The 21,477-nt window shown below is 57.8% G+C and carries 19 protein-coding genes and 1 tRNA gene; 4 read left to right on the top strand and 16 right to left on the bottom strand.

Translation table 11 applies throughout. The annotated features are described in order from the left end of the window. Positions 1-7 precede the first annotated feature (7 nt). Genes parC through rnr form a run of 3 tightly spaced genes read right to left on the bottom strand, consistent with a single transcriptional unit; the run spans position 8 to position 5,648 of the window. Positions 8-2,332 (bottom strand): DNA topoisomerase IV subunit A, encoded by a 2,325-nt coding sequence (gene parC, locus ACK4FF_RS14210; RefSeq protein ID WP_409710703.1) that lies wholly within the window; start codon positions 2,330-2,332, stop codon positions 8-10. Between the two features lie 55 nt (positions 2,333-2,387). Then, positions 2,388-3,125, bottom strand: coding sequence for a 23S rRNA (guanosine(2251)-2'-O)-methyltransferase RlmB (gene rlmB / locus ACK4FF_RS14215; RefSeq protein WP_409710706.1), 738 nt, complete (start codon positions 3,123-3,125; stop codon positions 2,388-2,390). 21 nt (positions 3,126-3,146) lie between these two features. After that, positions 3,147-5,648: a ribonuclease R gene (rnr, locus tag ACK4FF_RS14220; RefSeq protein WP_409710709.1), complete on the bottom strand. Its 2,502-nt coding sequence runs from the start codon at positions 5,646-5,648 to the stop codon at positions 3,147-3,149. A 43-nt stretch (positions 5,649-5,691) separates the two neighbouring features. On the opposite strand from rnr, the gene ACK4FF_RS14225 reads away from it, so the two are divergent. Next, a tRNA-Leu gene (locus ACK4FF_RS14225) sits at positions 5,692-5,778 on the top strand. Between the two features lie 134 nt (positions 5,779-5,912). Here the strand turns inward: ACK4FF_RS14225 and ACK4FF_RS14230 are convergent. The 8 genes from ACK4FF_RS14230 to ACK4FF_RS14265 form a co-directional block, all read right to left on the bottom strand. After that, positions 5,913-6,395: a phosphoribosyltransferase gene (locus ACK4FF_RS14230; RefSeq protein WP_409710712.1), complete on the bottom strand. Its 483-nt coding sequence runs from the start codon at positions 6,393-6,395 to the stop codon at positions 5,913-5,915. Positions 6,396-6,533: 138 nt separating this feature from the next. After that, positions 6,534-7,835, bottom strand: coding sequence for an adenylosuccinate synthase (locus ACK4FF_RS14235; RefSeq protein ID WP_409710715.1), 1,302 nt, complete (start codon positions 7,833-7,835; stop codon positions 6,534-6,536). Further along, positions 7,832-9,034: an ATP phosphoribosyltransferase regulatory subunit gene (locus ACK4FF_RS14240; protein ID WP_409710718.1), complete on the bottom strand. Its 1,203-nt coding sequence runs from the start codon at positions 9,032-9,034 to the stop codon at positions 7,832-7,834. The genes ACK4FF_RS14235 and ACK4FF_RS14240 overlap by 4 nt, the downstream gene beginning before the upstream one ends. A 149-nt stretch (positions 9,035-9,183) precedes the next feature. Beyond that, entirely contained in the window at positions 9,184-10,053 is an 870-nt protein-coding gene (gene hflC, locus ACK4FF_RS14245; protein WP_409710721.1) for a protease modulator HflC, read from the bottom strand. A 2-nt stretch (positions 10,054-10,055) separates the two neighbouring features. Beyond that, positions 10,056-11,351: an FtsH protease activity modulator HflK gene (gene hflK, locus ACK4FF_RS14250; protein WP_409710724.1), complete on the bottom strand. Its 1,296-nt coding sequence runs from the start codon at positions 11,349-11,351 to the stop codon at positions 10,056-10,058. Between the two features lie 38 nt (positions 11,352-11,389). Next, positions 11,390-12,508, bottom strand: coding sequence for a GTPase HflX (gene hflX / locus ACK4FF_RS14255; RefSeq protein ID WP_409710728.1), 1,119 nt, complete (start codon positions 12,506-12,508; stop codon positions 11,390-11,392). 66 nt (positions 12,509-12,574) lie between these two features. Next, a complete protein-coding gene (hfq, locus tag ACK4FF_RS14260) occupies positions 12,575-12,808 on the bottom strand; it encodes an RNA chaperone Hfq (RefSeq protein ID WP_130556060.1) in 234 nt (77 codons plus the stop codon). Between the two features lie 207 nt (positions 12,809-13,015). Then, positions 13,016-14,377: a YihY family inner membrane protein gene (locus ACK4FF_RS14265; RefSeq protein ID WP_409710731.1), complete on the bottom strand. Its 1,362-nt coding sequence runs from the start codon at positions 14,375-14,377 to the stop codon at positions 13,016-13,018. Positions 14,378-14,425: 48 nt separating this feature from the next. Here ACK4FF_RS14265 and wrbA point away from each other — a divergent pair, with 48 nt between their 5' ends. From wrbA to ACK4FF_RS14280, 3 genes are read left to right on the top strand one after another with little or no spacing between them, the layout of a single operon-like run. After that, positions 14,426-15,028 carry an NAD(P)H:quinone oxidoreductase gene (wrbA, locus tag ACK4FF_RS14270; protein ID WP_409710734.1) on the top strand — a complete coding sequence of 201 codons (603 nt, stop codon included), beginning with the start codon at positions 14,426-14,428 and terminating at the stop codon, positions 15,026-15,028. After that, positions 15,025-15,408 (top strand): DUF2069 domain-containing protein, encoded by a 384-nt coding sequence (locus ACK4FF_RS14275; RefSeq protein ID WP_409710737.1) that lies wholly within the window; start codon positions 15,025-15,027, stop codon positions 15,406-15,408. Before wrbA ends, ACK4FF_RS14275 begins: the two co-directional genes overlap by 4 nt. Next, on the top strand, positions 15,405-16,838 hold the full coding sequence (locus ACK4FF_RS14280; RefSeq protein ID WP_409710740.1) for an FAD-binding oxidoreductase: 1,434 nt from the start codon (positions 15,405-15,407) through the stop codon (positions 16,836-16,838). The genes ACK4FF_RS14275 and ACK4FF_RS14280 overlap by 4 nt, the downstream gene beginning before the upstream one ends. Here ACK4FF_RS14280 and ACK4FF_RS14285 read toward each other — a convergent pair. The 5 genes from ACK4FF_RS14285 to rbfA form a co-directional block, all read right to left on the bottom strand. Next, positions 16,810-17,052, bottom strand: coding sequence for a hypothetical protein (locus ACK4FF_RS14285; RefSeq protein WP_409710743.1), 243 nt, complete (start codon positions 17,050-17,052; stop codon positions 16,810-16,812). The genes ACK4FF_RS14280 and ACK4FF_RS14285 overlap by 29 nt on opposite strands. Before the next feature lie 143 nt (positions 17,053-17,195). Further along, entirely contained in the window at positions 17,196-18,197 is a 1,002-nt protein-coding gene (gene dusA / locus ACK4FF_RS14290; protein WP_409710839.1) for a tRNA dihydrouridine(20/20a) synthase DusA, read from the bottom strand. 26 nt (positions 18,198-18,223) lie between these two features. After that, complete coding sequence (typA, locus tag ACK4FF_RS14295; protein ID WP_409710746.1) at positions 18,224-20,044, bottom strand: translational GTPase TypA; 1,821 nt, start codon at positions 20,042-20,044, stop codon at positions 18,224-18,226. Next, positions 20,041-21,030 (bottom strand): tRNA pseudouridine(55) synthase TruB, encoded by a 990-nt coding sequence (gene truB / locus ACK4FF_RS14300; RefSeq protein ID WP_409710841.1) that lies wholly within the window; start codon positions 21,028-21,030, stop codon positions 20,041-20,043. Before truB ends, typA begins: the two co-directional genes overlap by 4 nt. A 39-nt stretch (positions 21,031-21,069) precedes the next feature. Next, positions 21,070-21,471 (bottom strand): 30S ribosome-binding factor RbfA, encoded by a 402-nt coding sequence (gene rbfA, locus ACK4FF_RS14305; protein WP_409710749.1) that lies wholly within the window; start codon positions 21,469-21,471, stop codon positions 21,070-21,072. Positions 21,472-21,477 lie beyond the last annotated feature (6 nt).

Consider the following 21,477-nt stretch of genomic DNA (forward strand, 5'->3'; position numbering starts at 1 on the left):
AGCCGCGTCAAACCACCTGTTTGATCAGATTGACGGGTTTGAGCTTGATGTCAAGCTCGCGACCCTTGCGGCCCCGTTTGCCCAAACGTTCAGCCAATTCAGCGGGTTTGATCACTTCCTCTTTCTCTTTTCCGCCCCGGCCAAGCCCTTGAACCACGAGCGCCTGAGCTGGCCCAAACGCCACGCAGGCGATCAACTCATCACCCTCTTCCAAAGGCAACAACTGGACGCCTCGCCCACCGCCGGCCAGTGTCTTGACCTCATCCAGCGTAAACACGTGGAAACGCCCCGCCTTGGACATCACAGCAACTCGATCATCCGTGGGCGCAAGCATCACAGGCTTGAGCAAGTGCTCGCCCTCATTGATCGACACAAACTGCTTACCTGCTTTCAAGCGGCTGTCCAAATTGGAGGCTTGGCACACAAAACCATAGCCGCCCGACCCAGCCAACAACAGCGGCGTGCCTGATGGTACAGCCAAAGCATGGGCCAATGTGCCGCCGCCCAACTCAACCACGCTTGGCGCGGGTAAACCATCGCCACGCCCGCCCGGCCACGTGCTCACAGGCACCGTGAACACCTTGCCACGGGCAGCACCGGCGCCAAACAGGTAGGTGTTGTCGGTGGTTTTGCATTCAAAGGCACCGTACAGCCCATCGCCCACTTTGAAAGTGAACTGCCCTTGGTCATGGCCATGCCCTTGGCGGTTACGAATCCAATACTTTTGAGACACGATTACCGTGGTGGGCTCCTCGGGAATCCTGACTTCCACCGACGCCTTTTCAGCCTCTTCCAGCAAGGTTCGGCGGGCATCGCCGTAGGTGTCAGCATCCTTCCTGATTTCAGCCACAATCCGGCTGTCGAGTTTGCCTGGGTCGGCCAGCAAGCCTTCCAGGTCAGCCTTTTCCTCGGCCAGTTTAGCCAGCTCTTGCTCGATCCGGATTTTCTCCAGGCGCGCCAACTGCCTCAACCGGATCTCAAGAATATCCTCTGCCTGGCGTTCGCTCAGCTTGAACTTCTGCATCAAGGCGGGCTTGGGTTCATCGCTTTCGCGAATCACCTTGATCACCTCATCGATGTTCAACCAGGCAATCAAACGGCCTTCCAGCACGTGCATTCGGTCATTGACCTGCGCAAGGCGATGTTGACTGCGACGGGTCACACACACTTGCCGGAAAGCAATCCAGTCCAGCAACATGGCCAGCAGGCCACGCTGGCCAGGCCGTCCACTGTTGTCAATGCTGACGAGGTTAATCGACACATTGGTTTCCAGGCTGGTGTGGCTCAGCAGCAGGTTCGCAAACTCATCCACCGAGACATTGCGGCTTTTCGGTTCAAAAACCAGGCGAACCGCATGCTGTTTGCCCGATTCATCCCGCACTGCATCCAACACCCCCAACACCTGCGCTTTCAGGTTCTGTTGGTCCGTGGTCAGGCTTTTCTTGCCAGTCTTCACCTTGGGGTTGGTCAACTCTTCAATCTCTTCCAGCACCTTGGCAGCACTGGTGTTGGGTGGCAACTCATTGACCACCAACTGCCACTGGCCACGCGCCAGCTCTTCCACCGCCCAGCGGGCCCTGACCTTGATGGAACCGCGGCCACCCTCGTAGATGTCACGCAACACCGATGCGCCGGAAATGATTTGGGCGCCACCCGGAAAATCGGGCGCAGGCATCAGGCCAAGAATGGTGTCCAGCCCTGCATTCGGGTGTTTGATCAGGTGAATGGTGGCCGCAGCCACTTCACGCAGATTGTGCGGGGGAATGTCTGTGGCCATGCCCACAGCAATGCCCTGTGCACCGTTGAGCAGCACAAAGGGCAAACGGGCTGGCAGCAGCTTGGGTTCGGTCATGCTGCCATCGTAGTTGGCCACGAAATCAACCGTGCCCATGTCCACTTCATCGAGCAACAGGCGGGAGATGGGCGTCAATCGGGCTTCGGTGTAACGCATGGCCGCAGCGCCATCACCATCGCGGCTGCCGAAGTTGCCCTGCCCGTCAATCAGGGGGTAACGCAGGGTGAAATCCTGCGCCATGCGCACCAGCGCTTCGTAAGCAGCCTGGTCACCATGTGGATGGTATTTACCCAGTACATCGCCCACCACACGGGCCGACTTCACAGGCTTGGACGTGGGCCCCAAGCCCATTTCATTCATGGCAAACAGGATGCGCCGCTGCACTGGCTTCTGACCATCGGCACATTCGGGCAGAGCCCGCCCCTTGACCACAGACACGGCGTAATCGAGATACGCCCGTTCCGCGTACAGACCCAAGGTAATTGCATCCGGGTCATCACCGTTGGGTGGCGTCGGATCCAGAGTGAGTTGTTCCATTGTTCAGTTCGAGGGGTTAGGAGTTGTCAACGGAAAAAGCAGAGATGGGGTGCAGTCACGCACGGGCAAACTGGCGCTGCCTGAGGGTTTCAAACAGACACACCGAACTAGCCACAGACACATTCAGGCTTTCCACCGTGCCCACCATCGGAATTTGAACCAATTCATCGCACCGTTCGCGGGTCAGGCGTCTTAAGCCCTCGCCCTCGGCCCCCATCACCCAGGCAATCGGCCCTTTGAGGTCGACGTCGTACAAGGTGCGTTCGGTTTCACCCGCGGTGCCAATACACCACACACCCGCGTCTTGAATCTCTTGAAGGGTACGCGCCAGGTTGGTCACGGTAATGACAGGCATGGTTTCAGCCGCGCCACTGGCCACTTTGGCCACCACAGGCGTTACACCTACGCTTTTGTCCTTGGGCAACACCACCGCATGTACACCCGCTGCATCGGCGCTGCGCAAGCAAGCCCCAAGGTTATGCGGGTCGGTGATGCCGTCAAGCACCAGCAACAGGGTGTTTTTCCCGTGGGTTGTGATGATTTCAAACAGATCATCCGACTTGGCCACGGTCTTGGCAAAGGCCACTACGCCTTGGTGCTGGCGATGACCGGCGGCTTTTTCCAGCCGGTCCGCATCCACCGCGCTGCATTTCAGGCCAGCGGCCTGCACCTTGTCGATGAATTGCTGCATGCGCTTGTCGCGTCGGCTGGAATCCACCAACACCTCTTCGACGCTGGACGGGGCCGACTTGACCCGCGCCAGCACGGCATGAAAACCATACAGAATTGCCACAGATATTCCTTTGGGTGCGTCTTATTTTTTTCGACCAGAGCGCATTTTAGACGCTGCAGCAGGCTTTGCACGGGCAACACGCTTGGCCTTCTGTATTTCATCGCGACGCTGCTTTTCAGCGGCACTTTTGGTGCGGCTTTCATTGGCGGCCTGCTTTTTGTTGCCTCCACGGGTACGCCCAGCACCGCCACGTTCGGCGGGGGGCAACACGGGTGCCGTCAATCCAGCCGCGGTCACATCCTGCGCCAAGGCTTCCGGGTTGCTGCGGCGGCCACCTTTGCCGGGCCGTCCATGGGCCTTGGGGGCACTGTCGCGCACAAACTGCTCAAACTTCATGCCCTGAACCAGCCTGAATTCAATGCGGCGGGCGTCCAAGTCCACCCGCGAAATCTGCACATGAATGGCGTCAGTCAAACGGTATCGAATACCGCTGCGCTCACCGCGCAGCTCGTGCAGCCCATCGTTGTACTGGAAGTACTCGCTGCCCAACTCGCTCACGTGCACCAAGCCTTCAACAAACAAGGAGTCCAGCGTCACGAATAATCCAAAGGATGTCACACCAGTGACATGGCCTTGGAATGTATCGCCCACCTTCTCCTTCATGAAGAAGCACTTGAGCCAGCTCATCACATCGCGCGATGCTTCATCAGCACGTCGTTCAGTGGATGAGAACCACATCCCTGCTTGATCCCATCGGGCGATTTCCTCGCTTTTGTCGATCTTGCGTTTGGGGTTGAAGTCCTCGAACTCTCGCTCATCCAGCGGCATCGGCACATAGCGCTTGCTGGCCAACAAAGCCTTGATGGCCCGGTGAACCATCAAGTCCGGGTAACGTCGGATGGGCGAAGTGAAGTGCGCATACGCCGGGTACGCCAAGCCAAAGTGGCCGCTGTTGTGCGGGGTGTAAATGGCCTGCTGCATGGAGCGCAGAATCATGCTTTGCAGCAGCTCCTGATCGGGCCTGCCCGCCACCTTTTTCATCAGCTCTGCATAGTCCTTGCTGCTGGGGTCTTCACCGCCTTCCAAGGTCAAACCCACGGTTTTCAGGAACGCCCGCAGGTTTTGCAGTTTCTCAACCGTCGGCCCTTCATGCACCCTGAACAAGGCCGGGTGCTTGCTGCGCTCCAGGAAATCAGCCGCGCACACGTTGGCGGCCAGCATACATTCCTCAATCAAGCGGTGGGCATCGTTGCGGCGCTTGGGCACAATGCGCTCAATCTTGCTGTCCGGCCCCAGCAACACCTGGGTTTCCACGGTTTCGATTTCCATGGCTCCGCGCTTCTGCCGCGCCTCAAACAGCACCTTGTACAGGGCATACAGATTGTCCAAGTCGCCCAGCGTACCGCCCATGGCCTTGGCGCCCATGCTCTGGGGGTCGGTCAATGCATCCCACACCTGCGTGTAGGTCAGACGGGCCGCCGAGTGGATCACCGCGTTATAGAACTGGTAACCCTTCAACGCGCCTTTGGGGCCGATCACCATGTCGCACACCAACACCAAGCGGTCAACATGGGGGTTGAGCGAACACAGGCCGTTGGACAGCTTCTCGGGAAGCATGGGAATCACGCGCCGGGGAAAATACACCGACGTGCCACGCTTGGTGGCTTCTTGATCAATCGGTGTACCGGGCTCCACATAGTGGCTTACATCGGCAATGGCCACCAGCAAACGCCATGACCCCTTGGCACCGGCAGCAGGCGTGCAATACACCGCGTCGTCGAAGTCACGGGCATCTTCGCCATCAATGGTGACAAAGGGCACATCACGAAGATCAACACGGCCTTTGAGGTCTTTGTACTCCACCTCGGCAGGCAGGCTTTCTGCCTGGTTCATGGTCAGGTGGTCGAATTCATAAGGGACATCGAACTTGCGAACCGCAATCTCGATCTCCATCCCCGGGTCATCCATTTCCCCAAGCACCTCAACCACCCGGCCTATGGGCTGAGTGTGGCGGCTGGGCTGTTCGACAATTTCCACCGTGACCACTTGGCCCGACGTCGCCTGGCCCACATCCTTGGGGCTGACCAGAATGTCGTGCTTGATGCGCTGATCCTCGGGGATGACCAGCAAAATTCCCCGCTCTGACACCAAACGGCCAACGAGGCGGTTTGTTCGTCGCTCGGTCACCTCAACAATGGTGCCCTCGGGCTTGCCACGGTGGTCTGTGCCGATGATGCGCACCAACACCCGGTCACCGTGCAGCACCTTCTGCATTTCACGCGGACTGAGGAAAATATCCGGCCCACGGTCGTCACGGTTCAAAAAACCGAAGCCATCGCGGTGGCCAAGCACCTTGCCCGCGACAAAATCCAGTTTGGTGGACAGCAACAAAAGCCCCTTTCGGTTGGGCATGAGTTGGCCGTCACGCTCCATGGCACTCAAACGACGCTCGATGATAGGTATCTGATCTTCCGAGAGTTTTAGGTGTTCAAACACCTGCTCACGGGTCAAAGGAGACTGACTTTGGCGAAGAACAGCGAGGATGTCTTCACGACTGGGAATTTTTATTTCTGGTTTATACATTGACAAAAGTTTTTTTTTCATTAAAATGCCGACTTCACCTGTTGCCCAGGTGGCGGAATTGGTAGACGCGCTAGGTTCAGGTCCTAGTGGTGGCAACACTGTGGAGGTTCGAGTCCTCTCCTGGGCACCAACGCTGAAGGTTATCTTCAAGCACTGCGTTGGTTAAATAATCCCCTGTTTTGGTCGTCATGTGTTGAGCTCCCTGCTCAATGTGTGCACTTTCGTGCATTGGTGCTTCGGTCTTGTGACATTCACGCACCTGGGTCATGAAAAATCGCGCATTTCGAACGGCTGAACAATCCATTCATCCCGCTGCATTCTGACGGCGGCATAGTCTGGTTCAAATACTGCGTTTGGCTTCACCCAGATCACCGCTGTTTTCAATTCGTCGATGTCCGTCGACGCATTCTGCAAGTGGGCCACCAAGGCACGCATGGTTGCACCCGAATCCAGCAAATCGTCCGCCAACAACACACGCCCTTGAACAGGCTCAACGGAAGCCACTGACGCGGAAATTTTCAAGGACCCTTGCTCGGTACCGGCCCCATCACCACCGTCTTGATATGACTGCGCTGCAACCACAGCCATGGGGCGCTTTAAAACACGCGACAGGCCGTCGGCAAGCATCAACCCACCCCGGGATACCCCCATGATGAAATCGGGCCTCCATGGCCCTTCAAGCACGCGTGCGATGACCTGATCAATCAGACCATGGTAATCAGCATAGGACACATGAAGCTTGTTCATCCACCCCTCGTCGGGATTGGGACAACCGGCAAACGCCGGACCTGCAACCTGATGGCTTCAGACAGGAATTTGGCTTGGGCAAAGACAGGTTGCTCACAGGTGCATTCAGCCAGACAGGCCCAATGCACCTGTTCGACATTAAACCTTAAAGGGATGGCGCAGGACAATGGTTTCGTCGCGGTCAGGGCCTGTGGAAATCATGTCCACGGGCACACCACACACTTCCTGCATACGGGCCAGGTAGGCTTTGGCTTCATCGGGCAAGCCTTCGTAGGTTTTTACACCAAAGGTGGTACCACTCCAGCCCTTGAAGGTTTCGAAAATGGGCGTACAGCCCTCAACTTTGTCGCTGCCAAAAGGCAGGATGTCAGTCTCTGTACCATCGGCCAGTCGATAACCCACGCCCAGTTTGATCTCGCTCAGGCCATCCAACACGTCCAGCTTGGTAATACACAGGCCACTGACGCCGTTGAGCTGGATCGTGCGGCGCAACGCGGCGGCATCAAACCAGCCACAGCGACGGGGACGGCCCGTCACAGAGCCAAACTCATTGCCCTTCTTGGCCAAGTGCATGCCCGTGTCGCAAAACAGCTCGGTCGGGAATGGGCCAGAACCCACGCGCGTCGCATAGGCCTTGGTGATACCCAGGACATACTGCAGACGCTGAGGGCCAACCCCCGCACCGGGTGACGCGGCACCAGCGATGCAGTTGGAGCTGGTCACAAAGGGGAACGTACCGTGGTCAATGTCCAGCAGCGCGCCTTGCGCACCCTCGAACAGCAGGTTTTTGCCTTCGTCATTGGCCTTTTGCAACAGGCTGGGCACATCAGCAACCATGTTGCGAATTCGGGGGGCCAACGCCATGGCCTTGTCAAACACCGCCTGCGCACTCACTGGTTCGGCACCCAGGTACTGGGTCAACACGAAGTTGTGATAATCCAGCACTTCCTCAAGCTTGGCGCGGAATTTCTCAGGGTTGAACAGGTCTTGAACACGCAGGGCGCGGCGCGCCACTTTGTCTTCATAGGCGGGGCCAATGCCTCGGCCAGTGGTGCCGATTTTGCTCTCGCCCCGTTTGGCTTCGCGGGCTTTGTCCAAGGCCACATGATGGTCCAGAATCAAAGGGCAGGCCTCGCTGATTTTCAAGCGGCTTTCCACCGCAATGCCACCGGCCTGCAGCTCGTCAATTTCAGACAACAACGCCTCAGGCGACAGCACCACACCGTTGCCAATGAAGACTTGAACATCCGGGCGCAGAATACCGGAAGGAATCAGACGCAGAATGGTTTTCTTGCCGCCAATCACCAGCGTGTGGCCGGCATTGTGTCCACCTTGGAAGCGCACCACGCCTTGAGCGTGGTCAGTCATCCAATCGACCACCTTGCCCTTACCCTCGTCGCCCCACTGGGTTCCGATCACCACCACATTGCGAAAACTCATTGCTTGATCTCCTGACTTGCACCCATCGGTGCGACTGTCCAAGTGTTGCCGACCAGCACCAACTGCCGATCACATACAAATTCTTCTTCCTCATGGGCGGTGTTGGGCAAGGACTGCACCACCACTTCACCCTGACTGCGCAATTGGCGAATGGCTGCAATCAGTGCCGGGTCATACACCCAAGGCGCACGTATAGCCGGCTTGGCCTGCACACGGGCGCGCTGCAAGCCCACCAATTCGCGCAGGTCCACAGAAAAGCCTGTTGCCGCACGGGCGCGCCCATACACGGCACCCACGTCGTCGTAACGGCCGCCCCTCAACACAGCATTGGGGCATCCATCCACATAAGCTGAAAACAGCAGTCCACTGTGGTAGTCGAAATTCGCGAGGTCGGCCAGGTCCACCTGCACAGCAGGCAAGGCTGGCGCCGTGTCGGCCAAACGTTCAACGAGGGTCTGCAACTCATCCAGAATTCGCGTTACCGGGCCAGTGACTGGCAATACCTGACGGGCGCGGGCCAACGTACATGCGGAGCCGCCGATGCCGCCGTACAGCGAAGCCAATGCCACCACGGGCTTGCGCACCTGCTCGGGCAAAGCAGCCGCCATGGCTTGAAGAGCCGCTGTGTCCTTGTGGCCCAACAGGCTGTGAATGGCGCGGACCTGTTCGCTGCGCAACCCTGCCCCATCCACCACCGCATCCAACAAACCAGCGTGGGACAAGGCCAGGCGGAACCCAGTCAAGCCAGACAGGCTCAGGGTATCCAGCGCCAAATTCAGGATTTCCAAATCGGCTTCCATGCCACCACACCCATACAGCTCCGCGCCGCACTGCAACGGCTCGCGGGTGGTGTGCAGGCCCAGGGCCTGGGTGTGCAACACCGGGCCGCAGTAACACAGGCGGGTTGCACCGCTGCGGTTCAAAATGTGAGCATCAATGCGGGCCACTTGGGGTGTGGTGTCGGCACGCAGGCCCAACATGCGGCCGCTGGCCTGGTCCAGCAACTTGAAGGTACGAAGGTCCAGCGAATCATCCGCCTTGGCCAACAAGGAGGTGGTGTACTCCAGCATGGGGGGCATGACCAACTCGTAGCCATACACACGAAAACGGTCCAGCAGAACCCTTCGCAATTCTTCGATGCGGCGCGCCTCGGAGGGCAGCACATCAGCAACAGACTCAGGCAAAAGCCAAGCAGACATGACAAATTCCAGTGTTTGAGCTCAAGACAGGCGAGAGCCAAAAACGGCAAAAAGGGCCGAAGCCGCCCAAAAGGCGGTCAGCCCCACAAAACAGATTTGGCCTTCAGTGAGCAGGACAGGCCCGGCAGGCCTGCCCTTCACGGGGTTCTTCAGTTGCCTTGACGCTGCATGAACTTGAAGAAATCGGACTTGGGGTCCACAACCATCACGTCCTGTTTTGAAGCCAGGGTTTTCTTGTAGGCTTCAAGACTGCGGTAGAAGGAGAAGAACTCCGGATTGCGGCCAAAAGACGCATTATAAATGGAAGCGGCCTTCGCATCACCCTCCCCCTTGATTGTTTGCGCTTCCTTGTACGCTTGGGCAAGGATTACTTCGCGCTGCTTGTCCGCATCAGCCCTGATTTGCTCGGCCTCTGCGGCACCCGTAGCACGCAGATCATTGGCCACCCGTTTGCGCTCGGCTTCCATGCGGCGGAACACGGACTCACTGACTTCAGGCAGCAAATCCACGCGCTTCAAGCGCACATCCACAATCTGAACCCCAATTTCGGCCGCTTCGTCCTTCACCTTCTCCACCACGGAGGTCATCACAGCCGTGCGTTGGGCTGAAATCATCTGTGGCACCGTGCGTTTGGTGATTTCCTCGTTCAAGGCCGACTTGACGACTTGGCTCATGCGGCTGGCCGCCAGCCGGGAATCCCCGTTCAATCGCACAAAATACAGCCGGGGGTCGACGATACGCCACTTGATGTACGAATCGACCAAGAGGTTCTTCTTTTCAGAGGTGATGAAACGCTCTGCCTCTGGGGTATCCAGGGTTTGAAGACGCTTGTCGAAAAACGCCACATTTTGCAAGGGCGCGGGCAATTTGAAATACAAACCAGGCTCGGTGCGCACTTGGTCAACCTGCCCCAGTGCAAACACAATTGCGAACTGGCGCTGGTCCACCACATACAGGCAGGTGTTGGCAAAGAACAGCCCCACCAAGGCCGCAGCGATGACTACAAACATTCTGGGCATGATTAACGAGCTCCTCGATCACGGTTACGCAATGCATCGCGCAGGCCATCGACATCGGCGGCCGCCTTGGCAGAAGCCTCTGCCGAAGTTTCACCGCGGTTTACGGGTGCAGACGCGGCAGCACTGGAAGCAGCCCCAGCCGCAGGTGCACTTTTTTCAATCAACTTGTCCAAAGGCAAGTACAGCAACTGGCTGTTGCTTTTGCTGTCCACCATCACCTTGGTCACGCTGGAGTAAACTTCCTGCATGGCGTCGATGTACATCCGGTCGCGCATCACTTTGGGGGCCTTGTCGTACTCGGTCAAAATGGCTCTGAACCGGGCGGCATCACCCTCGGATTGGGCCACCACGCGCTCCCGATAACCCTGGGCCTCTTCCAGCAGGCGCGCTGCATTACCACGGGCGCGGGGAATGACATCGTTGGCATAGGCCTGACCATCGTTTTTCAGACGCTCACGGTCCTGACCAGCCTTGACCGCATCGTCAAACGAGGCTTGAACCTGCTCGGGAGGCTGCACATTCTGAACTGTGACGCTGGACACCAAAATGCCGGTGTTGTAGCGGTCCAGAATCTGCTGAATCAACTCTTGAGAGCCCAAAGCCACCTGCTCACGGCCTTCATACAGCACAAAGTCCATTTTGTTGCCGCCCACGACTTCCCGAATGGCGGTTTCAGCAGCCATCCGCACCGTGTCATCAGGGTCGGCGGTGTTAAAGAGATAGGCACCCGGGTCTTTCAGGCGGTACTGCACTGCAAACTGGATGTCGATGATGTTTTCATCTTCGGTCAACATCAAGGATTCACGCAGCACCTTGGTCTTCACATCATTTCGGTAACCCACTTCAATGATGCGCACTTGCGAACTGTTGATCACTTCATGCGACTGGATGGGATATGGCATGCGCCAGCGGAAGCCAGGCGGCTCGGTGTGGCTGTATTTGCCAAACTGAAGCACAACACCTTCCCGGCCTTCCTGAACAATGTGAAAGCCGCTGGCCAGCCACACCAGCAAACCCGCCAACACACCAAAAGCCAAGCCACGGCCCGGTGAAGGCATATTGGCAGGGCCACCGCCCAATGGGCCTTTGGGGCCACCGGGGCCGCCGCCCTTCTTGCCGAAGAGTCGATTCAGGCGGTTGTTGAAATCACGCCAGAGTTCGTCCAAATCAGGTGGACCATCATTGGGCCGCTGTGGGCCTGGTCGCCTGTTGTCCTGGCCATTCGGGCCGGGCTGCTGGCCGTTGGATTGATTACCGCCCTGGGAGTTTCTACCCCAATCCGGATCATTCATGGACATGCTGTTTCCTGCTGCGTTGAATTGTCGATTGATCTCTTTCACCAGGCCGATAAATCCTCGTCCTGCCCTGGATCGCGTGTTGGAGCATAAAACTGCCCCGCCAGTTCCCCCAGGCATGCACGAAGTTCAGCCAACCCCAAACCAAAGCGGGCGCTGACGGCAACCGACAAAAGTCTACCATCCTCGCCCCTTTCCACCTCAGGTGGCCTTTCGCAGGTATCGATTTTGTTCCAGACCAACACCTGTGGCACCTCTTGGGCACCGATTTCAGCCAGCACCTTGTTGACTTCCTCAATCTGGGTGTGACGCGTGGGGGAACCTGCATCCACCACATGCAATAGCACATCGGCCTGAACCGCCGACTCCAGGGTAGCCTTGAACGCCTCAACCAGCGAATGCGACAAGTCGCGAATGAACCCCACCGTGTCGGACAGCGCCATATCCCGCCTCGGGCCCAAGTAGACCCGGCGGGTGGTTGTGTCCAGCGTGGCGAACAGTTGATCGGCCGCGTAGGCCTTGTCGTTGGTGATGGCGTTGAACAGGGTGCTTTTCCCGGCGTTGGTGTATCCAACAATGGCCACAGTGAATTGGCCTCGCCTCTCGCGCTGGCGGCGCTGGGTTTGCCGTTGCTTCTGTAGTTTGTCCAGGCGTGCCCGCAGTTGCTTGACTTTCACACCGATCAGCCGCCGGTCAGTTTCAAGCTGGGTTTCGCCCGGCCCCCGCATACCGATACCACCTTGCTGGCCGGTCAAGTCTGCGCGGCTTCGCACCAGCCGGCTGGCCATGTACTGAAGCTGCGCCAGCTCGACCTGCAACTTGCCCTCGAAGCTTTGGGCCCGAATGGCAAAAATGTCCAGAATCAGCGCAGTTCTATCCAGCACACGCACTTGCAACGCGTTTTCGAGGTTGCGTTGCTGAGCAGGACTGAGGCTGTGATTGAAGATCACCAATTCGGCTTCTTCGGCCTCGCAATAAGCACGAATCTCTTCGGCCTTGCCCGACCCGATGTACAGAGCCGCGTCAGGCGAGCGCCGCCGAGAAGCAAAACAGGCGACCACCTGCGCCCCGGCCGACTTGGCCAACAGCGCAAGTTCGTCCAGACTTTCCCGGAATTCATGCTGACCAAGGTCGAGACCCACCAGCACGCTTCGGGTCATCGGACCCCCGTGGGTGGGTTCATTCGTCGTCCATCCGCACTGCGATGGAGAAAAAATGGGCTCAAGTTACTCTTTCACCTCAGGGGTGAACGTCACAGCGCGTCCAGGAACCACGGTAGAAATGGCGTGCTTGTACACCATCTGGGTCACCGTGTTGCGCAGAAGAACCACATATTGATCGAAGGACTCGATTTGCCCCTGAAGCTTGATGCCGTTGACCAAATAAATGGACACTGGCACGTGCTCTTTGCGAAGGAGGTTCAAAAACGGGTCTTGTAAAAGTTGCCCTTTGTTACTCATAACAGCTCCAGACTGCTTGTTTGTGATTATTGGATGTCAGAGCTTTTGGCTCGTCTTACGTAGTGTACCCAAAGCTTGGTGAGGTGCCAAACCCCAAAGCCCGAATTAGAGCCATTCACCCCGGTTTTGGGGGGCTGTTCGGGAAACTCCCCGGGTTCAGGGCCATTTCTCCTCGAATTCACGGGGTTTGGAGCCCGTATTGAGTACTCACTCGGGTGATGCCTGAGTCAAAACACCTTGGGGTGAAGGCACATCAATCCAGTCTGACAGCCTGGGTTGTTCCAGAAATTCGTCCTGAAAGCGGGCCATTTTCTGGGCCACATGTGGCAAACGCTCGGCCCAATCATCCACCAGGGAGGACTCAAACCACAGGGCCTGTGCAACCACCGAAGCACTGACCCGTTCCGGCGCACAGATGATTGCGTAACGGTCACTGCCTTTTCCGCCCCCTAGCAGCCCCACCACGCCCACATCCATCAAAGCGGCGAGAATGTGATCCAACTGGTCCGGGGGTACTTTGGTGAACACGCGTAACTCTTCCATGGTCATACCGGGCAGCGCCTTGCGGCGTGACTTTTCCAGTTCAGCCAACACACTGAGGCCCTGGAACCAACGCTGGCCAGGCCTGCTGTCCAAGTCCCAACAACCCGTGCGGGCCACGGGCAATGCAGCAGCCGTGCTTGCACCCAGTAGCACCACAATCCATGACACGTAAATCCACAGCAGGAAAATCGGGAATGCGGCCAAGGCGCCGTACACTGCGGTGTAACTCGGAAAATGGGTGATGTAAGCGGCAAAAGCCCTTTTACTGACCTCAAACAGCACGGCGGCCACCACCCCACCGGCCAAGGCGTCCTTCCAATGCACAGCGCGGTTAGGAACAATGCGGTATATAAAGGCAAACGCGAACACGGTGATGGCCCATGACACCAAAGACAGCACGGGAATAACGCCCCCCTGAGATGAGTCGAAACCCTTGAGGTTTTGACTGATCACTGCAGTCGACAAGCTCAGGCTCAGGCCCAACAACACTGGCGAAAAACTGATGACCGCCCAATACAGAACCACCTTGTTGGCGAGGCTGCGGGGGCGGCTCACGTTCCAGATCTGATTGAATACCCGGTCGACGGTGAACATGGTGGTCAGCGAAGTCACCACCAGCACCACGGTGCCAATTGCCGTCAAGCCTTTGGCTTTGGCAGAAAACTGATTGACATAGGTGTTGATCGTCGCCGATATGTTTTCGGGGAAAAAGCTGTCGAACATGTAGGACTGCAGCGAGGACTGCATGCGGTCAAACATGGGAAAGGCAGTGAACACCGCCAAGGCCACGGTAATCAGGGGCACCAGGGACAATACTGTTGTAAAGGTAAGGCTGGCGGCCACCTGGGGCAGGTTTTGTTCCCGCAAGCGGCGCATCACCAACATCGCAAAGGCCAGCCACCAGCGCGGGTCCGTGGGCTTCAATTCAGCAGCGCGGGCTTTCAAGGCCAAACGAGTCACCCCCATCCACCGGCTAGGGGACGCTGAATTTGCGGGCTCGGGCTTTGCAGGCTTCGTGGTGGACATGGGCTTTTGTACAATGGCACATCAATGACGTGATGATACGCTGCAAACATGATTGAAATTCTGGTGTTGTATTACAGCCGACATGGCGCCACCGAAGCCTTGGCCCGTGAAATCGCCCACGGGGTGGACTCTGTGGCTGGTGCACAGGCCCGCCTGCGCACGGTTCCAGCCGTGTCTACCACCTGTGAAAGCACAGAACCGGATATTCCGCAGCAAGGCCCACCCTACGCCGATCTGCAAGACCTTCAAGACTGTGATGGCTTGGCCGTAGGCAGCCCAACCCGTTTCGGCAACATGGCTGCCGCCATGAAGTATTTCATCGACGGCACTGCAGGCGCCTGGATGTCTGGCACGCTGATCAACAAGCCATTTTGTGTATTCACCGCTTCATCCAGTTTGCACGGCGGCCAGGAAAGCACTTTGATTTCGATGGCTCTGCCCTTCATGCACCACGGCATGGTGTGGATGGGCATCCCCTACTCGGAACAGGCGCTGAGCCACACCCGCTCCGGTGGCACGCCGTATGGCCCCACACGTTGGACTGGCCCCCAAGGACAGGAACCTGTCAGCGAGGACGAACGGGCCTTGGCCCGTGCCCAAGGCATCCGGTTGGCCAAGGCAGCCATCGCACTGAAGGCCATGCGCCCATGATCGCCACCACCATTGAAGAACAACGCAAACGCTATCGCCTGCTGGCAGTGGGTAGCCTGATCGCTCTCATTGCCCTGTGTGTGGTGTGGGAACTGTTTGCTGCACCGATTCGGCCGGGCGGCTCTTGGTTGGTGCTCAAGGTTTTGCCGCTACTCCTTGTTGTACCGGGTGTACTGAAGGGGCGGGTTCGGACCTACCAGGCGGTGTCGTTGCTGGTGTGGATCTATTTTGCCGAGGGCGTTACTCGGCTTACGTCTGACCCTGGGGCAGCGTCCCGTTGGATGGCTGGGCTTGAGACCGCCCTCACCCTCGGCTTGTTCACTGCGGTCAGCCTGTATGCACGCACCTACAAACGCCCCAAGGTGAAGGAGCCAGCATGAGCACCAAATTTGTGGATGCCTTGTTGGCAACCTTGCCGGGCACCGTGGTGAGCACCGATGCAGGCTTGATCAACCGGGCCTGCATGGATTGGCGCAAGCGTTATCAAAGCACGGCATTGGCTGTTGTCAGCCCAACTTCGGTGGAACAAGTCAGAACTTTGGTCCGCTTGTGTAAAGCCCATGATGTGGCCATCACTACCCAGGGCGGCAACACCGGCTTGGTGGGCGGTAGCGTACCCATGGCCGCCAGTGGCGAGAAGACACGGCCAGAGGTTGTCTTGAGAACCAGCCGACTGCGTGAAGTACTGAGTCTGGATGAAAGTAACCTGAGCCTGACCGCCAGCGCCGGATACACCCTGAGCGAAGTTCAGGAATACGCTGCGGCCCAGGGCTACCTGTTTCCTTTGAGCCTGGCCTCTGAAGGCAGTTGCACCTTGGGCGGCAACCTCGCCAGCAATGCGGGTGGCGTGGCGGTGCTGCGCTACGGCAATGCACGGGAACTGTGCCTGGGCGTGGAGTATGTGAATGCAGAGGGCGAACTGTGTGGCGACCTTCGCGGACTGCGAAAGAACAACACTGGCTATGACCTTAGACACCTGTTGATTGGATCAGAAGGCACCTTGGGCGTAATCACCACAGCCTGCATGAAAGTGTTCCCCGCGCCGCGCAGCAAGGTAGTGGCGTGGCTGAATGTGAGAGACATCAACAGTGCGGTGGACTGCCTTAACGGCCTTCAACAGCGCCTTTTGCATGCCTTGAGCAGCTATGAGTGGATGAATGCTGAGGCGATCGACTTGGTTCAGGCCCAGTTTTCATTGAAAGCGCCGCAGGGGCCGTCAGGCTGTGACCACGTGCTTGCGGAGTTCACCTCTGCCGCCCCTCAGGCCACGTTGGATGCCGAGGTTCAAGAGGCCTTGGAAGCACTGACTGAACAAGTGAACGGACTTTATAACGTGACCCTTGCGCGCAATCAGCGAGAACAAGGCCAACTGTGGGCCCTGCGTGAAAACATTTCTGAAGCCCAGGCGAAAACCGGCTTGAATGTCAAACACGATGTGGCCTGCGCTGTGTCGCGTTTGCCCGACTTCCATGGCAGGGCTTTGGCGGCCATTGCAGAAGCGGGCATTGAGGTTCGTCCTGTTCTATTTGGTCACCTGGGCGACGGTAACCTGCATTTCAACCTGTCAGCCCCAGCCGGCGCAGACCCGGCCAGTTTTCTGGCAAGCCACCAAAGCCACCTGAACGACTTGGTTCACGGTGCGATTGTGGCTTGTGGTGGAACGGTGTCTGCGGAACACGGCATAGGCCAACTCAAAGCCGAGCTGTTGCGAGAAATCACACCCGGCGCCAATTACCAAGCCATGCTGGCCATCAAGGCGGCCCTTGATCCGGCTGGTTTATTCAATCCGGGTAAGCTGCTTGTTCGGTAATGTTGTTGGCCTGTTGGGCCCGATGCCTGATCTCGCACAGCTCAAGGAGCTCATGTAAAGTCAACGGACCTTTTCGGCTCTGCGTCTCGGCAAAGTTCAAGCGGGCCGACAGGTCCGGCCGTCCGTTGGATTCTGGAATTGCCCCGGGAATGACGTCATTGTGGCCTTTGACAAGTTTGCCGTCGGTACCGAGATCAGAGACGTGGTTCATCAAGTGAGAACTACTCCGTGAGGGCGGCGTTTGACCATCCCATTCCAAACAATGTTCGAATATTGCACAGCCAGGTTTGATTTCAGACGTCATGGTGTTCGTGAAGTAAAAGCAGGAGCCTTAAGTCACCACACCCAAACAGAAGTTCAATCTCTCTCGATTGACAAGGGAATTGCCATCACCTTGGTCAAGGCCTCTTCGACAACATCCCAACCCCCGTCTTTGAGGCGGGTGGCGTCGGACAACACTTGCCTGTACAAGCGCCCACCCGGCTGGGCATGGAACAAACCTAACCAAGACTTGGTCAGGTTGCGCAGGCTTTCGCCCTTGGCCAATTCCGCATGCACGTAACTGCGCATGGCAGCCACCACTTGGTGTCGGTTGAAATCCGCTGACTGCACATGGGCGTCATCAGGCAACTGGCCCAAAGGCCACGCAGCGCGCTGTGCTATCAGCCCGTCAAAAGCAGCCAGCAACCACGGGTTGGTGTAGGCCTCGCGCCCGATCATGCAACCGTCAGCCCATTGCAAATGGGTTTCAATGTCCTCCAGCGTTTGAATACCGCCATTGAGGATGATTTGAAGGTGGGGAAACAAGGCCTTGAGTTCCTGAACCACGTGGTACCGCAAGGGCGGAATTTCGCGGTTTTCCTTGGGGGAAAGGCCCTTCAGAACGGCGTTGCGGGCATGGACAATGAAAGTTTGGCAGCCAGCTTCGCTGACAGCCCCGACAAAGTCGTGCAACTGCTGGGTGCTTTCGATGTAATCAAGGCCAATGCGATGTTTGACTGTCACCTCCAGGGTGCAAGCGTCTCGCATCGCCTTCACACAATCGGCCACCAATGCAGGTTCAGCCATAAGGCAAGCACCAAACGAGCCCTTCTGAACCCGTTCACTGGGGCAGCCGCAATTCAGGTTTAACTCGTCGTAGCCCGCCTGTTCAACCCATTTGGCGCATTGGGCCAAATCAGCGGTGTCGCTGCCGCCGATCTGGAAGGCGACGGGGTGCTCTTCCTCACTGTAGGCGAGAAAGCGAGCCCGATCACCATGGATTAAAGCGCCTGTGGTGATCATTTCCGTGTACACCCAGGTGTACCGGCTGACCGACCGGTGGAACCGCCTGCAGTGGCGGTCCGTCCAGTCGATCATGGGTGCAACGGACAGCAGCCTGGGCTTCACGCGGCCTCGCGGCTGGCCTTTTTACGCTCGTGTTCTTTCAGGTAACGCTTGCGGATACGGATGTTCTTGGGGGTGATTTCCACCAGTTCATCGTCCGCAATGAATTCCACGGCGTATTCCAGATTCAGCGCGATTGGGGGCACCAGCCGGACTGCTTCGTCCGTGCCGGAGGCACGCACGTTGGTCAGTTGTTTGCCCTTGATGGGGTTGACCACCAGGTCATTGTCACGGCTGTGAATGCCGATGACCATGCCTTCGTACAGCGCTTCACCAGGGCTGACAAACATGCGACCACGGTCCTGAAGTTTCCACAGGGCGTAGGCCACTGCATCGCCGTCGTCTTGGGAAATCAGCACACCGTTGTGACGCTCGGCCACGCCGCCTTCACGCACAGGGCCGTACTGGTCAAACACGTGGCTGATCAAGCCAGTGCCGCGGGTCATGGTCATGAACTCGCCCTGGAAACCGATCAAACCACGGGCTGGAATCTTGTATTCCAGACGCACACGGCCTTTGCCGTCCGGTTGCATGTCCACCAGGTCGCCTTTGCGGCGGCCGAGTTCTTCCATCACGGAACCCTGGTGGCTGTCTTCCACATCCACAGTCAGGTTTTCGTAGGGCTCACATTTCACGCCGTCGATGTCCTTGTAAACCACGCGGGGGCGTGACACAGCCAGCTCGTAACCTTCCCGGCGCATGTTCTCCAACAGAATGGTCAGGTGCAGTTCGCCCCGGCCAGACACTTCAAACACGGTGTCATCGTCGGTCTGCTTCACGCGCAAGGCCACGTTGGACTTCAATTCGCGTTCCAGACGATCGCGCAATTGGCGGCTGGTCACGAACTTGCCTTCACGGCCTGCCAGTGGTGAGGTGTTGACCATGAAGTTCATGGTCAAGGTGGGCTCATCCACGCTGAGTACGGGCAGCGGGTCCAAGGCATCCGGGGCGCAGATGGTGGTGCCAATGCCAATCTCTTCAATACCGTTGATCAGACAGATGTCGCCTGCTTCGGCCTGGTCAACCAGCACACGTTCCAGACCACGGAATTTCAACACTTGGTTGATCTTGCCGGTGAACGGCACACCATCGGGGCCATTGGCACACAGCACTTGCTGACCAGCACGCACGGTACCGCGCTTGATACGGCCCACACCAATTTTGCCCACGTAGCTGTTGTAGTCCAACGAGGTAATCTGGAACTGCAGCGGGCCTTCGGCGTCATCGTCACGCACTGGCACGTATTTCAGAATAGCTTCGAACAAGGGGCGCATGTCGCCTTCGCGCACGTCGGCGGTTTCACCCGCAAAGCCATTCAGGCCTGATGCGTAAATGATGGGGAAATCCAGTTGCTCTTCGTTGGCACCGAGTTTGTCGAACAAGTCAAAAGTCTGGTCGATCACCCAGTCGGCACGGGCACCGGGGCGGTCAATCTTGTTGACCACCACGATGGGCTTGAGGCCCAGCGCCAGGGCCTTGCGTGTCACAAAACGGGTCTGAGGCATTGGGCCTTCGACGGCATCCACCAGCAGCAACACCGAATCAACCATCGACAGCACTCGTTCCACTTCGCCACCAAAGTCGGCGTGTCCGGGGGTGTCCACGATGTTGATGTGCGTGCCTTCGTATTCCACCGCGCAGTTTTTGGCCAGGATCGTGATGCCACGTTCCTTTTCAATGTCGTTGCTGTCCATCACGCGTTCCTCGAGTTTTTCGTTCTCGCGGAAGGTGCCGGACTGGCGAAGCAGTTGGTCAACCAGCGTGGTTTTGCCATGGTCCACGTGGGCGATGATGGCGATGTTGCGTAAAGCGCGGCTCATAGTATTCCCTGAATCAATCGTTCCGGCCGAAGCAGACCGCCTCGACCATCAGTTTCCAAATTTCCCGTACCCATGAACACGCTTGGCGCTTGCCCATCGGACCCGTTCATCTCTCCCGCCCCGGTTTGTTGACTTGCATAAACCCGGACACGCCCGCTTCTCATGGCGGACATATTCATCACTTCACCGACCGGCACACGCTGGCCATGTGAAAACCGTTTGGCCAGCGCAGCGTCCAAATGGAGCGCTGGCAGACTGGACAAGAGCGCATCCACTGGGCTGAGCAGCGCGTCCAGCGCGTCAAAATCGCCTTCATTGCTCTTCAACTGCCCCACCGTATACGCCTGGGCCACGGACAATGCGCCAATCCCAGTGCGCCTCAAACCAGTCAGGTACGCGGAAGTACCCAGTCGGCCCGCAAAATCTTCAGCCAAGGTTCGCACGTAAGTGCCCTTGCTGCAGGTCACACTCAGCACCACTTCGTGGTGACCGTCAGTGTTCGTTAATTCCGTGACATCCATGCGATGAATGTGAATGGAACGCGCCTTGCGCTCAACTTCCACACCTTGCCGGGCGTATTCGTACAGAGGTTTTCCATCTTTCTTCAATGCGGAAAACATGGGCGGGACTTGTTCTTGCTCACCCAGCATGCCCTGGGCAACACCTTGTAACTGCGCCAAGGTAAGCTGCGAGGCCTGACCAAACGGCACTGCCGTCAAGACCCCTTCAGCATCCCCGGTTGTGCTTGAGAAACCCAGACGCAAACGCGCCTCGTAAGTTTTGTCGGCATCAATCAAGTCAGCAGCAAACTTGGTGGCCTCACCAAACATCAGAGGCAACAAGCCGCTGGCCAGAGGATCCAAGGTACCCGTGTGACCGGTTTTCTCGGCGCGGTACAGGCGCTTGATGTGCTGCAAGGCCTGGTTGGACGATTCGCCCAAACCCTTGTCCAGCAACAACACGCCGGACACTGGCCGGCGGGGCACACGCTGATTGACCACACTCACACTCCAGGGGTGGGGGAATCAATCCCCGTCGCCATCTCCGCCAGCGCCAGCCGCATCGGCATGGCCGCCACCCTGAAGGGCTCGATCAATCAACAGTGACATTTCAGCGCCACGCTCCACCGACACATCGTGCTTGAACCGCAAGGTGGGCACTGTGTGTATGTGCATTTTCTTGAAAATCAGGTTCCGAAGGTACCCAGCCGCCTCGTTCAGGGCTTTCTCGCTGTCCTCGGCACTGCCGGTCAACACCGAGAAGTAAACCGTGGCGTAGGCGTAATCCGGGGTCAGGTCCACATCGGTCAGCGTCACAAAGCCGAGGCGAGGATCCCGCAATTCTCTGGGAATCAACTCGGCCAAGTCTTTTTGAATCTGCTCGGCAACGCGGACTCCGCGCGCCGGGGCTTTTCGTTTGTGACGCATGCTGTT

It is taken from the genome of Limnobacter sp. (genome assembly GCF_046297615.1).
Classification (GTDB): domain Bacteria; phylum Pseudomonadota; class Gammaproteobacteria; order Burkholderiales; family Burkholderiaceae_B; genus Limnobacter.

What these genes read in the sequence shown, in the direction of transcription:
- parC (WP_409710703.1), bottom strand. Translation starts at nt 2,332, where the DNA reads ATGGAACAACTCACTCTGGATCCGACGCCACCCAACGGTGATGACCCG.
- rnr (WP_409710709.1), bottom strand. Translation starts at nt 5,648, where the DNA reads ATGTATAAACCAGAAATAAAAATTCCCAGTCGTGAAGACATCCTCGCT.
- ACK4FF_RS14230 (WP_409710712.1), bottom strand. Translation starts at nt 6,395, where the DNA reads ATGAACAAGCTTCATGTGTCCTATGCTGATTACCATGGTCTGATTGAT.
- ACK4FF_RS14235 (WP_409710715.1), bottom strand. Translation starts at nt 7,835, where the DNA reads ATGAGTTTTCGCAATGTGGTGGTGATCGGAACCCAGTGGGGCGACGAG.
- ACK4FF_RS14240 (WP_409710718.1), bottom strand. Translation starts at nt 9,034, where the DNA reads ATGTCTGCTTGGCTTTTGCCTGAGTCTGTTGCTGATGTGCTGCCCTCC.
- hflC (WP_409710721.1), bottom strand. Translation starts at nt 10,053, where the DNA reads ATGCCCAGAATGTTTGTAGTCATCGCTGCGGCCTTGGTGGGGCTGTTC.
- hflK (WP_409710724.1), bottom strand. Translation starts at nt 11,351, where the DNA reads ATGTCCATGAATGATCCGGATTGGGGTAGAAACTCCCAGGGCGGTAAT.
- hflX (WP_409710728.1), bottom strand. Translation starts at nt 12,508, where the DNA reads ATGACCCGAAGCGTGCTGGTGGGTCTCGACCTTGGTCAGCATGAATTC.
- hfq (WP_130556060.1), bottom strand. Translation starts at nt 12,808, where the DNA reads ATGAGTAACAAAGGGCAACTTTTACAAGACCCGTTTTTGAACCTCCTT.
- ACK4FF_RS14265 (WP_409710731.1), bottom strand. Translation starts at nt 14,377, where the DNA reads ATGTCCACCACGAAGCCTGCAAAGCCCGAGCCCGCAAATTCAGCGTCC.
- wrbA (WP_409710734.1), top strand. Translation starts at nt 14,426, where the DNA reads ATGATTGAAATTCTGGTGTTGTATTACAGCCGACATGGCGCCACCGAA.
- ACK4FF_RS14275 (WP_409710737.1), top strand. Translation starts at nt 15,025, where the DNA reads ATGATCGCCACCACCATTGAAGAACAACGCAAACGCTATCGCCTGCTG.
- ACK4FF_RS14280 (WP_409710740.1), top strand. Translation starts at nt 15,405, where the DNA reads ATGAGCACCAAATTTGTGGATGCCTTGTTGGCAACCTTGCCGGGCACC.
- dusA (WP_409710839.1), bottom strand. Translation starts at nt 18,197, where the DNA reads ATGATCGACTGGACGGACCGCCACTGCAGGCGGTTCCACCGGTCGGTC.
- typA (WP_409710746.1), bottom strand. Translation starts at nt 20,044, where the DNA reads ATGAGCCGCGCTTTACGCAACATCGCCATCATCGCCCACGTGGACCAT.
- rbfA (WP_409710749.1), bottom strand. Translation starts at nt 21,471, where the DNA reads ATGCGTCACAAACGAAAAGCCCCGGCGCGCGGAGTCCGCGTTGCCGAG.